This window comes from Nesterenkonia sp. NBAIMH1 (assembly GCF_007922635.1).
Taxonomy (GTDB): Bacteria; Actinomycetota; Actinomycetes; order Actinomycetales; family Micrococcaceae; genus Nesterenkonia; species Nesterenkonia pannonica.
Map to the genome: position 1 here is coordinate 1,916,228 of NZ_CP042335.1, position 14,123 is coordinate 1,930,350.

Consider the following 14,123-nt stretch of genomic DNA (forward strand, 5'->3'; position numbering starts at 1 on the left):
AGGGCAACGGAGCCCTCCAGCTACGCAGAGACAAAGGAGTTTCCGCATGAACAGCACACCAGCAGTCCCAGAACTCACGCCGACCTCATCGCGACGCCGTCGCGTCCCCGTGGCAGTGGGCGCATTGGCCGCTCTCGTCCTCGCTGTCGGATGCGCAGAAGGAGACGGACTCGGAAATGGCGGTGAAGGAGCAGACGCCAACGGGGGCGGGGCTGAGAGTGACAGCGACGCGATCCAGATCGCGTATCTCGCCACCGGCTCGTCTCTCCCCCTTTTCCTCATGGCAGAGAAGTACGCCGAGGAAGTCGGCGTCGACGTCGAGATGGTCGAGGTGAGCAGCGGCAACGATGCCATCACGGGAGTCGCAACGGGCCAGTATGAGACCGGCTTTGCAGGCATCGGCTCTGCCTCCTACAACGCCTTCGCAGATGATCTGCCGGTGCGCTACGTGGCACCCATGCACACCGGGTACGTCGAGGACTACTTCATCCTGTCATCCGAGGTCGCGGGGTCCTCCGAGGAGGCCGAGTCGGTCGCAGAGGACATGTCGGAGTACGCGGGTGAGACGTTCGCTGTGAACGCGCCCGGTGTGGTCACCGAAGCGGTGCTCGGGTTCGTCCTAGAGCGTGGGGGACTGTCCATCGACGAGATAGACCTCGAGTACATTCCCTTCCCTGACCAGGTTCCCGCCCTGGCCAACGGAGGGATCGTCGGCGGCGTCCTGTCGGAGCCGTTCCCGACCCAAGCCGAGAGCAATGACTCCGGCTACCGGCCCTGGGATACGCCCGAAGAAGAGCCGATTCCCTTCACCGGGATCATCTTCAACACAGATTGGGCCGAAGCCAACGAGGAGGCAGCGACCGACTTCATGCGTGCCTACGCTATGGCGGCCGAAGACCTCGACACCAACGGCTGGGATACGCCAGAGATGCTCGACCTCGTGGAGCAGTACACAGGCACAGACCCCGAGCTTGTGGCGGCATCTCGGCAGCACCACATCAATGAGGATCTCAGCGTGGACCTCGACCTCGTGCTCGAGCTGCAGGAGTTCTACATGGAGCAGGGATCGCTGAACTACGACGAGATCATCCCGGAGGAAGAGATCTGGGACTTCACCTGGCGTGATGCCGCGCTCGAGAACTGACGGAAGGGCTGAAGCAGATGAGCGACCCGAAAGTAAGACTCAGAGACGTGACGAAGCGGTTTTCGAGTGCGGAGGAGGTGACTGCCCTCGAGGACGTGTCGCTGGACATCGGCGAGTCGGAGTTCGTCGCAGTCGTCGGACCGTCAGGGTGCGGCAAGTCGACGCTGCTGAGGCTCGTCGCGGGCCTCCATCATCCGACGTCCGGAACGGTGGATATTCGACAGTCGAAGCCGGGCCGCCCGAAGACGGCCATGGTGTTCCAGGAGCACGCGCTGTTCCCGTGGCTGTCGGTGCGGGACAATGTGGCCTTCGGGCCGCGCAACCGTGACGTGCCGAAGAAGGAGGCGGCAGAGATCGCTCAGACGCAGCTGGCGAGAATGGGGCTCGCCCGTTTCGGCGACTTCTACCCGCACCAGCTCTCGGGCGGCATGAAGCAGCGCGTGGGCATCGCTCGCGCACTTGCGCAGGATGCCGAGATCCTGCTGATGGATGAGCCCCTCGGGGCGCTCGACGCGCAGACGCGCACACTTCTGCAGGAGCAGATACTGGAACTGCGGCAGGAGTCCCGGCCTACGGTGATGTACATCACCCATGCCATCGATGAGGCCGTGTTCCTGTCCGACCGGGTGATGCTGATGTCTGCGCGCCCAGGCCGGATCAGCGAAGTCATCGACCTCGACTTCCCTCTCGATCGCGGGCCCGAGCTTCGCGGCACACAGGAGTTTGCGAAGCTGTCCCAGGACATCTGGAATCACCTGCGCGACGAGGTGCAGGCAGCGATGGCTGGCGGGGACCAATGAGCGTGATCGGACGCTTTCTCCGCGAGCGGTGGGCACTCATCGTAGGACCACTGGCTCTGCTGACAGCCTGGGAGCTCCTGTCCCGCGCTGGAGTGATCCCGGTGACGTTCTTCCCGCCGCCGACGCAGATCGCTGCGGGTGCGTCGATCATCGTCGACATGGAAAGCGGCCTGGGCGGCGATCTCCTGATGACGGTCTTCCGTCTCATTGTGACGATCGTGCTGGCTGTGCTGATCGGCGTCAGTCTCGGCATCGCGATCACGGCTTCACAGTGGACGGAGCGCGGAATCAGCACCGTGCTCGCCTTCGTCTATCCGATTCCGGGTGTGCTGTTCTTCCCGTTTCTCACATTCATACTGGGCCGTACCGAGACAGCGGTCCTGCTGACCGCGCTCGTGACACCGCTCATCGTGATGATGCTGTACACCGTCGCAGGGGTGCACAGCATCAGCAGGACGCTGATCGAAGTGGCCGACAACTACGACTGCCGCGGAGCCAAGCGCTTCTTCTGGGTCTTCGTTCCGGGTGCGCTGCCGTCGATCGTCACGGGCATCCGCATCTCACTGGGCTTCGGGCTCATCGCCGTGATTGCGATCGAGATGATCGGTGCGTCGTCGGGGCTGGGCAACTTCCTATGGGAGAACTGGCAGATTCTGCGCGTCACCGATATGTACGTCGCCCTGGCCTGCATCGCTGTGCTCGGTCTGCTGGCGACGGTCGGGTTCGATGAGATCGCCAACAAGATCCTGCCGTGGCGGGCCGAGGAGAGGAGCGCATCATGAGTCCCACAGTTCTGCGAGGGCTGCATACGTGGACGACTCCCGTTGCCATTGTCCTGCTCTGGGAGGTCCTGACCAGGCTGGGCGTACTCGACCAGCGCTTCTTCGTTCCGCTGAGTGAGGTCGTCATGACGATCATCGCGCAGCTGACCGACGGCCGCTTGGGCGGAGACATCGCCATTACGATCCAGCGTCTGCTGATCTCGTTTGCGATTGCTGCGGTGCTGGGCGTTGCGATCGGCATCGCGTCGGGCGTGTGGCGCACTTTCGAGCTGCTCATCCGACCTGTCACCGACACGCTCTACCCGCTGCCGAAGATTGCCCTGCTGCCGCTCTTCATCATCATCGTCGGCCGCGGCGAGATCGCGTACATCATGACTGCGTTCGCCACCGCGTTCTTCCAGATCATCATCAGTACGCGCAGCAGTGTGCGGAGCATCGACAGCGAGATCATCGAAGCAGGACGCAACTTCGGAGCGACCGGATGGAAGTACGTCACCAAGCTCCTGTTCCCAGCCATATCGGGACCGCTGTTCAACGGACTGCGGCTCGGAATGGCGACGTGCCTGATCACCTTGATCGCTGCGGAGTTCGTAGGCGCCGAGACGGGCATCGGGGCGATGATTCGCCGGGCCGGCCAGCAGTTCGCGGTCGATGAGATGTACGCCGGTCTTGTGCTGACGGGCCTGCTCGGGCTGCTGATCAATCTGCTCTTCCGGGTGCTCGAGCCTGTGCTGCTCCCATGGCAGCGCGGCGCTTCCCGCGACGGGCGACCAGTCGCTGCGGGCGCTTAGCTGCACCAGCTGAGCTCTCCGGATGCACGGCATCAGATCGGCCCCCAAGCGAGGACATCCTCGCTTGGGGGCCGAATCATGCTGATGGGAAAGCGTCCACGAGTCCGCAGGACACGGGGACGACGGTCAGCCCTTCAGGACGCCCAGTGCATGAGGCTCCTGGAACTCGCGGAGCCCGATGGTTCCCATCTCACGCCCGATGCCGGACTGCTTGATGCCGCCGAACGGGGCACGCTGATCGAGCAGGGCCGGCCCGTGCGTATTGTGGAAGACGTAGCCGGACTGCAGCCGGGTCCCCACGGAGTGGGCGGTCGCCTCGTCGGCCGTCCATACCGAATTGCAGAGTCCGTACTCGGTGTCGTTGATCATGCGGATGCCGTCCTCGACATCCTCGAACGTGATGATGGGGATAGTCGGACCGAACTGCTCCTCGGTGACGACGCGCAGATTCGGATCGGGGTCCAGAACGAGGGAAGGACGCATGAAGTTCCCGTCCGCCCATTCGCCGCCGGGCAGCTCCCCGAACTCCCGGACGTCAGCGCCGGAGTCCTTGGCCTCCTTCACCAGTGCTTGGACGAACTCCAGCTGGGCCTTCTGGTGGAACGGGCCCATCGTGGTGGAAGAGTCTGATGCGGGTCCGAGCTGCACCTGCTCGAGCCGCTTGGTGAGCTCTGCGACGAGCTCCTCCTTCTTGGAGGAGTGGACGTAGATTCGTTTGGCGTTCATGCACACCTGGCCGGTCGTGCCGAAGATGCCCATGAAGAGCAGGTCCATGTTCTGCTCGTTGAACTGTGCGTCCTCGAGGATCAGCACTCCATCGTTGCCGCCGAGCTCCAGGGTCACGTTCGTGAGGGTCTGCGCGGCCATGGTCATGATGCGCTTCCCGCCATTGACCGAACCGGTGAAGCAGACCTTGGCGACGTCTTCGTGGGACACCAGGGCCTCACCAATCTCCGCATCTTCGCCGGTGACGACGTTGAGAACACCCGGTGGAAGCTGCTCAGCGATGCGCTGCACCGCCCGCGTGGTCGCCAACGGGCAGGACGGCGGCGGCTTGACCACAACGGTGTTTCCCGCCATCAGAGCGTATGGCAGTGACGCGCCGAGAATGGCAGCCGGCCAGTTGAAGGGCACGATGATGGTCACGACTCCCATGGGCTTGTGAGAGACGTGCACCTCGGTGGGCGGTCCCGGCAGGACCTCGACCGCATCGACCTCCTCGGCCAATCCGCAGGCGAGCTCGAAGCGCTTCGCGAGTCCCATGAGGTCGAATGTTGACTCGCCGACGACCTTCCCATTCTCGCGGGACAGGATCCCGGCTTCCTGCTCTGAGTTCTCCATAATGGCGCCAGCAGCCTGCGTCAGCTGCTGAGCGCGCTCCGCACCGGTCAGAGCGGCCCAGGCAGGGAAGGCTTTCTTGGCAGCGCCTACGGCTTCCAGCGCCTGGTCACGGCTGGCCGCGGCCGCCTCACCCACCACCTGGGATGGGTTGGCAGGGTTTGTGATGCGCAGCGTCTGATCGGTGTGGTGCTCTCGGCCTCCGTAGAACAGCGGTGTCCTCGTCGGCGTCTGCTGATCCGTGTGCTGCAACGGCGTGGTGGTGTCCGTCATGATCTCTCCCCAGTGAATGCGTGCGGTTTGTGGGCGTGCCGTGAAGTCTCTCGAACGTCAGAGAGTTGCTCTGAGCAGCCGATGACCTCGCTCCTCGAGCATAATGCTCAAATGTGAGCTAGGTCACTGTGGCAAAGTGAAGCAACACTTTGTGGGCGTGTCAAGGGTTTGTGCGGGGCCATGCAGGGATCCGGGCCGTGGGCGCTGTTGCGTGCCGCTCCGCTCCCGTGCCCCTAAGCCTTACGGCTGTCCGGGGGGCTGGCCGCTCGCGGGCCGTGCGAACGGCCGAAGCAAGCCGCAGCTGCCGGTCGCGGCCCTGACGCGACCACTTATCGCAAGATTGAGCAAACAGCTCTTTACAGCCCTGGGGGGCGAGCCTATAGTTCCAGGTGACATAGATCACATTTCGTCAAAGTAGCCGAAATGACGCAAGTTCACTGGAGGATCAGATGCCTAAAACGATCACGCGGCCGGAGGCCAGTGTCGCCGAGTTGGAGGACCTTTCGTACGAACTGCGCGAAAAGCTCCTTCTTCTATGTGGTGAATACGACGGCGCCGTGCACATAGGTGGGGATCTCTCCTCCGCCGATATCTTCACCCTGCTTTTCGAATACGGAATGCATGTGGATCCCGATGATCTCTGGAATCCGGAGCGGGATCGCTTTGTGCTCAGCAAGGGTCACGCGGCGGTGTGCATGTACATCGCAATGGCCATGCGCGGATTCTTCGAGTATGACGACATCGTCCGCACCTACGGACGCCTTGACTCGGCCTACGGAATGCACCCGTGCAAGGTTCAGCTGCCGGGCGTCGAGGTCTCCACCGGTTCGCTCGGCCATGGTCTGCCGCTGGCTACTGGGATGGCGCTGCATGCACGGCGCAACGGCATGGACCACCGAGTCTTCACCCTGATGGGGGACGGAGAGACCGGCGAGGGGTCAGTGTGGGAGTCCGCCCTGGCGGCGCACAGCAACGACCTGGGCAATCTCGTCGCCTTCATCGATCGGAACCGTCAGCTCATGACCAGCTTCTCCGAGGAGCGCGTCCGATTGGAGCCCTATCCCGACAAATGGCGAGCATTCGGTTGGAACGTGATCGAAGTGGATGGCCACAATATGGCCGAATTGGTGACGGCATTCGACTCACTGCCAGATCCCAATTCGTCGGTGCCGACCGTTGTTATTTGTGACACCGTCAAAGGAAAAGGCGTTGATTTTATGGAAAGAAATCTGGGGTGGCACGCGGGATCACTCAACGAGAAAGATTTGCAGCGTGCATTGTCCTCACTGGCTGAAGGTCGAAAGGCGGCTCGATCATGAGTGTCACAACACAGCAGGAAGCATCATTCACATTCGGCGAGATGCTGTCCTCTCGCACCGTGATCGGTCAGACCCTGAAAGAGATCGGCGACGCGAACGACAACCTGTGGGTCCTGACGCCGGACATCGGGGCCACCCTCAAAGAGTTCCGTGACGCACACCCTGACCGTTTTGTGGATGTCGGACTGTCAGAGCAGGCGTGCGTCGGCATCGCAGCAGGCCTCGCCAACGAGAGCAACATCCCCGTGGTCTCCGGCATGCTGCCCTTTCTGAGCATGCGGGCCCTCGAGCAGGTGCGCTCAGACATCTGCTACCCCAATCTTCCCGTCAAAATCGTGGGCACCCACGGCGGACTCGTCGGCAACGGGGGATCCACCCACTACGCCGTCGAAGACCTTGGACTCATGACGAGCCTCGTCAACATGACCGTCACCTCGATCGGCGACCCTCTGATGGTCGGCGAGGTTCTGCGACAGTCGATGTCCATGTCGGGGCCCCTCTACATTCGTCTTGCTGTGGGCAAGAAGGACAAGGTCATCTATGAGCCCGGGTCCGTCGACGTCGAGATCGGGAAGGGCATCACGGCTCGTGAGGGTGAGGATCTGACCATCTTCGCCCACGGGGAGACCGTCGCGCAGGCTCTCGAAGCTGCCGACGTGCTCGCCGCAGACCACGGCATCAGCGCCCGTGTGGTGGACATGTTCACCCTCAAGCCTGTCGATGAGGATCTGATCGTCCGCTGCGCGGAGGAGACGGGCCGCTTCGTCGTCGTGGAGGATCACCTCGCCTACGGCGGGCTGGCCTCCCAGATCTCGGAGGTCCTTGCCGACCGGCAGATCCGCCTGGACGGCTTCCGGCGATTGGGCATCCCCCAGGTCTTCGCAGGATTCGGCGAAGCCGACGAGCTGCGGGACAAGCACGGATACGGGCTCAGGGCCACCGTTGAGGCTGCTGCTGCGATCGTGGGAGAGAAGGGATGAGCGGCGTGAACTCCATGACGAGCACCGACTCCGCTTCACCTGAGACCAGTGCGTCCGGCGGAGTGCCGACCGTGGCGGTCACCAAGATCGGCAGCCTGACGGCACTCCACCCGGAGGACCGCGGTGAGATCGGGGTCGTCGAGCTGCCCGCAGACGCCCTAGGCCCTGAGGACGTCCGCATCGATGTGGCATACGCGGCGATCTGCGGCTCCGACCCGCACCTTGCCGAGGGTTTCTTCGGCACCGACGTGCCCATCGGCCTGGGGCATGAGATCTCCGGCGTGGTCGCAGAGGTCGGCCCCCACGTCAGCCGTTCCGACATAGACGTCGGAGACCGCGTCTCAGGAAACTTCGTCCGCTTCTGCGGGGCATGCTCCCCCTGCCGAGACGGACGCCAGCAGTTCTGCGAGCGGCTCTTCGACTCCAACCGGCCCGGCATGGCCCGGTCCATCGTCTGGCACGAGTCTCAGGTCCATCGTCTGCCGGAGAGCGTCTCACTCCTCAAAGGCTGTCTGCTGGAGCCCACCTCCGTCGCTGTGCGCATCGCCGACAAGACCCGAGTTCGCGCGGGAGACCGCGTCGCCATCTGCGGGGGCGGACCCATCGGCCAGCTGACGCTGCAGGTGATGGAGCGCTTCGGGGCGACGTCACTGACCATGATCGAGCCGATCGCGGAGCGCCGCCTGCTCGCCCAAGAGTTCGGGGCGCGGCATGTCGTCGACCCGACCACGGAGTCTCTGGCTGAACGAGCCCATGAGATCACCGACGGAGAGGGCTTCGACATCGTCGTCGACGCCTCCGGGTCTCGGCACGCGGCGGCGGGACTGCTGGACATCGCAGTTCCCGGCGGGACCATCGTCTACGGCGCCATGTACCCGGAGGACTACGACCTGCCGCTGAACCTCTCGACCTATCTCTATCGGAAGGAGCTGACGCTCACGGGCGTATTTGTGAGCCCCTATACGTTTCCCCGTGCGCTGCGGCTTCTCGATGAGCTGGATCTCGAACCCTTCCTGCAGTCGGTCTTCGATCTGGAGGACGCGGCTGCTGCCTTCGAAACACACCTCAGCGGACGCCACCCCAAGGTCGTCATCCGCTGCAGCCGAGCGGCGGACGAAGCATGAGCGCCGTGATGGTCCAGGAGGACCGGGACAGCCGGCTTGCCCTGCGAGCTCACGACATTCACAAGCACTTCGACGGCGTGGCGGCCCTCAGCGGCGCCAGGCTCGATGTCCGAGAGGGTGAGATCCATGCCCTTCTGGGAGAGAACGGGGCTGGAAAATCCACGCTCATCAAAGTTCTGACGGGAGTCCACCAGCCGGATCAGGGTTCTCTGGAGCGCGACGCAGAGCCCCTGGAGATCCGCACAGTTCGCGACGCGCAGCGTGCAGGCGTGGTGGCTCTCTACCAGGAGACCTCCATCATCCCCACGATCAGCGTGGCGGAGAACATTCTGCTCGGCGAGCGCACCCCCAGCTCAGGAGGGATTGTGAGCTGGCGCGCCATGCATCGCCAAGCCCGCCACTACCTGGATCGCCTGAACCAGGGGAATATTCCGCTCCGCCGGCTGGCCGGGAGCCTCTCTCCCGTTCAGCAGACCATGGTCTCGGTGGCACGCGCCCTGGCCTCCAACGCGCGGGTGCTCATTCTTGATGAGCCGACTGCGGCGCTGACCGACACGGAGATCCAGGACCTCTTCGCAGTGCTGCGCGGACTCCGCGACGAAGGGGTCGGGATCGTCTACGTCTCGCACCGCCTCGAAGAGGTGTTCCAGCTGTGCGATCGGGTCACGATCATGCGCAACGGCCAAACCATCATGACCAAAGACGTCGAAGACGTCACCATCGACGAAGTCATCAGCACGATGGTGGGGGGATCCCCCGACAGCATGTTCCCCGATCGAGGCACCGCGACGGACAGAGTGGTTCTCAGCGTTGAGGCGCTGTCCGGGAACAAGGTCCGGGACCTGAGCTTCTCCGCGCATGCAGGCGAAGTGGTGGGCATCGGGGGCCTCGCCGGCTCCGGGCGCAGCGAAGTGATGCGACTCCTGGCCGGAGACCAGAAGCGAACGGCCGGCACCATCACCGTCGATGGGTCCACACTCGCCGGGGGCGGCGGCGTCGACCGCTCGCTGCGCGCCGGCATCGCTCTGGTTCCCGAGGAGCGACGCTCCCAGGGGGTCTCGCTGGGCGACACGATCGAGAACAACGTCGCGATGGCGAACCTCTCCAAGGTCAGCGCAGGGGGCTGGGTCTCGGCCAAAGCCATCACTGAGCTGGCACGCAAGAGCATCGCCGACCTGCGGATCAAGGCGCGCGGCCCCCGGCAGGAGGTCGGTCTGCTCTCCGGAGGGAATCAGCAGAAGGTCGTGCTGGCCAAGATGCTCGCCCGCAGTCCGAAGGTTCTGCTGCTCGACGAGCCGACGCGCGGCATCGACGTCGGCACCAAGGCCGAGATCTATCGGCTCATCCGGGCCCTCGCAGCGAACGGCACGACGATCATCACTGTCAGCTCCGAGCTGCCCGAACTCATCGGCCTGTCCGATCGGATCCTCATCATGCATGAGGGACGTGTATCCGGGGAAGTGTCTGCCACGGGTGCCGACGAAGAAATGCTTCTCTCCTACTGCTACGGAAGGGACGCCTGAGATGACTCAGACGGAAACCGCACCCAAGAAAGTCGACATCGAGCACAAGACTCCTGTGACCCAGATGCTGTGGCAGGGAGGGACCGTGATCGCCTTCCTCGGTCTGATCGTCGTCTTCGGCACCCTGAACCCCGGTGCATTCCTGAGCGTCGGAAACCTCACGAATGTGCTCGCCCAGGTGGCCATTCTGACGATCATTGCTGCGGCGCAGACCGTGGTCATGGTCACTGGGTACATCGACCTGTCAGTGGGGACCACCGCGACGCTGGCAGGCGCGACCTCCTCAGCGCTGATGATCGGCGGCACACCCATACCGGCAGCCATCGTCGCCGGCCTCATCGTGGGCGCGCTGGTGGGAATCGTCAACGGGATCCTCGTCGCCTACCTGAAGATCTCCGCGATTGTCGCCACGTTGGCGACGATGACGACCGTCGGAGGGCTCGCCTTCATCGTGACGGACGGTACGACCCTCTACGGGATGCCCGACTCGTTCCACGTCATCGGACAGGCACGAGTCATGGGTCTTCCGATGCCGGTGCTCTTCGCGGCTGCCGTGGCGCTCATCATCTGGGTCGTACTGCGATTCACCACGATCGGCCGCCAGTGGTACGCCGTCGGAGGCAATGGTGAGGTGGCGCGCCTCTCCGGCGTGAACGTGCGCCTGAACACGCTGCTTGCCTTCTCCGTGTCAGGTCTCGTCTCTGCCATAGGCGGCATCATCCTCGTCAGCCGGCTGTCCAGCGCGAGCGCCACCAGCGCCAACGATTACATGATGTTCGCCATCGCAGCGGCGTTCCTCGGCATGACCGTCCTGAAATCAGGCCAAGCGAACATCGGCGGCACTCTCGTGGGCGTAGGAATCATCGGAGTGCTTCAGAACGGGCTGAACATCGAAGGCGTCAACACCTACGCGCAGCAGGTCCTCACTGGAGTGATCATCGTCGGCGCCGTCCTGATGTCGTCCTTCAAATCACGAAACCGTTAGACCGCACACCGCACGAAGAACCTATAAACAGCAGTTCCAAGGCCACAGCGTCGTGGCACCAATCTAAGGAGAAAAAAATGCGTGCTGATTTCAAAGCCATTGTCGGTTTCACCGCTGTGGGGATGCTGGCGCTGAGCGGATGCTCAGCCGGGGCCGATGCCGAAGGCAGCGCCGACGGCGGAGGCGAGGGCGAGGAGCTCAAGGTCGCTGCCTTCACCGCCGGCTATGGAACGCCGGCAGGCAAGCTCACCCTCGACCACTTCGTCGACGAGGGCGAGGAGCGGGGCTGGGACGTCACTCTCTACACCAGCGACTTCGACTACGACAAGATCAACTCCGACATCCAGTCCGCCATCACCCAGGGGGCGGATGTGATTCTCGCCGGGTTCCCCGACCCCCGACAGATCGCCCCGCTGGTCACAGCAGCTGAGCAGGCAGACATCCCGATCTTCTCCATCGACGGGGGAGTGGAGCCCAACGAAGACTTCGTGGTGGACGTGACCTTCGACCAGACCCAGCTCGCGGAGCTCACAGTGGGTGCCCTCGAAGAGGCGATGGGCGGCCTGGAGGGCAAGGACGTCATGGTCATCGGCCACGACCCGCATGTCGGCATCATGACTCGGAGCAACATCGCGGTGGACATGCTCGAAGAGGCCGGTGCGGACATCGCAGGTGGACAGATGAGACAGGTTCTGAACCCGGGGACCTCGCAGGAGGAGGCGCTGAAGGTCGTCACGGACCACCTTCAGGCGAACCCGGACGGACTTGATGGGGTGTGGGTCGGCTGGGACCACGCTGCCCTCGGTGCCGCTCAGGCGATCGATGAGGCAGGACGGGACGACGTCTTCGTGACCGGCATCGACGCACTCGGCGTGGCGGTCGAGGAGATCAGGGACGAGGGGCCGTTCTACGCATCGGTTCAGCAGGACTGGTTCAGCGTCGTCGACCTCGTGCTCGCAGACATTGAGGAGTATCACGAGGACGGCTCCCTGCCTGAGGAGAGCTTCGTCGAGGTCGAAGGTGAGCTGATCGATCGAAGCAATGCGGATGACTTCACGCCGAGCATGTGACGTCGTGCGACGCGCCGCATAACCCAGCACGAAGCCTGGGGGCATTCGCTCTCAGGCCAGACGGCGGGAGACGAACAGCTGCCGCGCCTGCGTGAGCCTGACCCGGTGAGGACGGGTGGGGGCGATTAAGCCCCCATCCGTCCTCACCGGGCCTCACCTCGGGCCCCGCTCTGCTGCGGCGGCTGGCATCGGAGTTCCGCTCATTTCTAAGGAGAATCTATGGGCACTTTGCAGAACAAAGTTCTGATGATCACGGGGGGAGCCAGCGGCATCGGTCGCGCGACCGCCCTGCGCTGCGCTGAGAAGGGCGCTGAGGTAGTCGTCGCCGACCTGAACCGTGAAGGAGCAGAGGCGGTTGCCGATGAGATTGAGGCCGCAGGAGGCAAGGCCCACGCGGTCGCCGTGGATGTCTCAGACTTCAGCGCCGTCGAGAAGGCGGTGCAGTCTGCTGTGGATGCCTGCGGGCGTCTTGACGGGATCTTCAACAACGCGGGCATCGCCGGCGGCAAGCCTCTGCTCTCCCACGAGCCTGAACGCGACTATCACCCGATGATCCGGATCGATCAGGACGGCGTCTACTACGGCATCCTGGCTGCCGCGCGCCAATTCGTGAAGCAGGGGGGCGGGGGAGTGATCGTCAATACGTCCTCGATCTACGGCGAGCAGGCTGCTGAGCTGTCCTTCACGTACAGCGCCGCGAAGGCCGCCGTCATCTCGTTCACCCGGTCAGCGGCCTACGAACTCGCCCAGCATGGGACTCGGGTCCTCGCCATCACGCCAGGGCGGGCCAATACCGCCATCATTCAGCAGTTCCCGCAGCACCTTAAGGAACTGTTCGCATCAGAGCAGCTGCGGAACAGAATGACCGAACCGGAGGAGATCGCCAATGTGGTGGCCTTCCTCTTCTCAGAGGAGTCGAACGCGATGAATGGAACCGTGGTGAACGTCGATGACGGCTACTCGGTGTTCAAGCACCGCTTCGATCTCCCGGAGTTCTGAGATGTCCGCGATGGCAGCGACAGAGACGTCGGACCGGACGGCGCTGGCAGCGGACCTGGCGTGCCAGAGCGCAGCATTCACCACTGACCCGTTCAGCAGCACCTTCGCCCGTTCGCTTCTGATCATGAGGGACGCGGGGTATCGGCGCGTGGTGCTGCCCCCGATAGCTCCCAACGCCCGAGGTGTGGAGCAGCTCGGTGAGCGCATCCGCAACTCGGGCCTGGCCCCCATCACCATGGCAGCACAGTCCCCGGAGGCGAACGTCGCCTCCGATGATCCGTACGTGCGCTCGCTAGGCTTTCAGCAGCTGCGACAGTTCATTGAGCTCACCGCAAAGATGGGAGGGGACCAGCTCAACGGGATTCCCTACGGGGTCCACGGCGACACCGGCTCCCGCCCCTCCGAAGGGCGACTGGCTGACACGGCCCAGCTTGTCGGCGATGTGGCGGAGGAGGCCGGCCGGTCGGGGATCACGATGACGTTCGAAGTGGTCAACCGCTACGAAACGTCAATGATCAACACTGCGGCGGAAGCCGTGCGGTTTGTGGAGATGTCGGGTTCGGGGAACCTCAAGATTCATTTGGATACGTTCCATATGTCGATCGAAGAAATTGACATCAGGCGTGCCATAGAGACAGCACTTCCGCATTTGGGGTATATGGAGTTCGGGCAGTCCTCCCGCGGTTTGCTTTCTGAAGGAAATCTGAACTTGAGTGAGCTGCTGGCAGATGTTCGAGCGATGGGCTATGAGGGACGCTGGGGCACAGAGGGATTCAGTCGGCCTCTCATGGAGGAACCGGTGGCCGATGCCCTCAAGATCTGGTCCGCGACCTTCGCCACGGGTGAGGAATTCGTCCGTGACGCAGCGAATCTCTTCGCCTGAGAATCTGCACTCCCATGCGGAGAGGCCCCTAATCCAACCCGATATACTGGCGAGTATGCCCCCAGAACGCACTGACCTGCTTGCATATCCGCGGCCCTCTGTCGCTGTCGAC

At 63.4% G+C, this 14,123-nt stretch carries 13 protein-coding genes; 12 read left to right on the forward strand and 1 reads right to left on the reverse strand.

From position 1 onward, the window contains the following. Window positions 1-46: 46 nt before the first annotated feature. Genes FS388_RS09145 through FS388_RS09160 form a run of 4 tightly spaced genes read left to right on the forward strand, consistent with a single transcriptional unit; the run spans window position 47 to window position 3,517 of the window. A complete protein-coding gene (locus FS388_RS09145; RefSeq protein WP_146341135.1) occupies window positions 47-1,144 on the forward strand; it encodes an ABC transporter substrate-binding protein in 1,098 nt (365 codons plus the stop codon). Between the two features lie 47 nt (window positions 1,145-1,191). Continuing rightward, entirely contained in the window at window positions 1,192-1,944 is a 753-nt protein-coding gene (locus FS388_RS09150) for an ABC transporter ATP-binding protein (protein WP_246836168.1), read from the forward strand. A gap of 2 nt (window positions 1,945-1,946) precedes the next feature. Beyond that, a complete protein-coding gene (locus FS388_RS09155) occupies window positions 1,947-2,726 on the forward strand; it encodes an ABC transporter permease (protein ID WP_168198671.1) in 780 nt (259 codons plus the stop codon). Next, on the forward strand, window positions 2,723-3,517 hold the full coding sequence (locus tag FS388_RS09160) for an ABC transporter permease (RefSeq protein ID WP_146341138.1): 795 nt from the start codon (window positions 2,723-2,725) through the stop codon (window positions 3,515-3,517). Before FS388_RS09155 ends, FS388_RS09160 begins: the two co-directional genes overlap by 4 nt. A gap of 126 nt (window positions 3,518-3,643) precedes the next feature. On the opposite strand, the gene FS388_RS09165 is transcribed toward FS388_RS09160, so the two are convergent. Continuing rightward, window positions 3,644-5,128 (reverse strand): aldehyde dehydrogenase family protein, encoded by a 1,485-nt coding sequence (locus tag FS388_RS09165; RefSeq protein WP_146341139.1) that lies wholly within the window; start codon window positions 5,126-5,128, stop codon window positions 3,644-3,646. Between the two features lie 449 nt (window positions 5,129-5,577). Here FS388_RS09165 and FS388_RS09170 point away from each other — a divergent pair, with 449 nt between their 5' ends. From FS388_RS09170 to FS388_RS09205, 8 genes are all read left to right on the forward strand, one after another. Then, window positions 5,578-6,447, forward strand: a complete 870-nt coding sequence (locus FS388_RS09170; RefSeq protein WP_146341140.1) for a transketolase — start codon at window positions 5,578-5,580, stop codon at window positions 6,445-6,447. Next, complete coding sequence (locus tag FS388_RS09175) at window positions 6,444-7,427, forward strand: transketolase family protein (protein ID WP_146341141.1); 984 nt, start codon at window positions 6,444-6,446, stop codon at window positions 7,425-7,427. The genes FS388_RS09170 and FS388_RS09175 overlap by 4 nt, the downstream gene beginning before the upstream one ends. Beyond that, window positions 7,424-8,551 (forward strand): zinc-binding dehydrogenase, encoded by a 1,128-nt coding sequence (locus FS388_RS09180; protein WP_210410176.1) that lies wholly within the window; start codon window positions 7,424-7,426, stop codon window positions 8,549-8,551. The genes FS388_RS09175 and FS388_RS09180 overlap by 4 nt, the downstream gene beginning before the upstream one ends. Then, window positions 8,548-10,074 carry a sugar ABC transporter ATP-binding protein gene (locus FS388_RS09185; protein WP_246836169.1) on the forward strand — a complete coding sequence of 509 codons (1,527 nt, stop codon included), beginning with the start codon at window positions 8,548-8,550 and terminating at the stop codon, window positions 10,072-10,074. Before FS388_RS09180 ends, FS388_RS09185 begins: the two co-directional genes overlap by 4 nt. 1 nt (window position 10,075) lies before the next feature. Next, window positions 10,076-11,059, forward strand: a complete 984-nt coding sequence (locus tag FS388_RS09190; protein WP_146341142.1) for an ABC transporter permease — start codon at window positions 10,076-10,078, stop codon at window positions 11,057-11,059. Between the two features lie 77 nt (window positions 11,060-11,136). Continuing rightward, entirely contained in the window at window positions 11,137-12,129 is a 993-nt protein-coding gene (locus FS388_RS09195) for a sugar ABC transporter substrate-binding protein (RefSeq protein WP_146341143.1), read from the forward strand. Between the two features lie 219 nt (window positions 12,130-12,348). After that, window positions 12,349-13,128 carry an SDR family NAD(P)-dependent oxidoreductase gene (locus FS388_RS09200; protein ID WP_146341144.1) on the forward strand — a complete coding sequence of 260 codons (780 nt, stop codon included), beginning with the start codon at window positions 12,349-12,351 and terminating at the stop codon, window positions 13,126-13,128. 10 nt (window positions 13,129-13,138) lie between these two features. Next, window positions 13,139-14,011, forward strand: a complete 873-nt coding sequence (locus FS388_RS09205) for a sugar phosphate isomerase/epimerase (RefSeq protein ID WP_168198672.1) — start codon at window positions 13,139-13,141, stop codon at window positions 14,009-14,011. Window positions 14,012-14,123 lie beyond the last annotated feature (112 nt).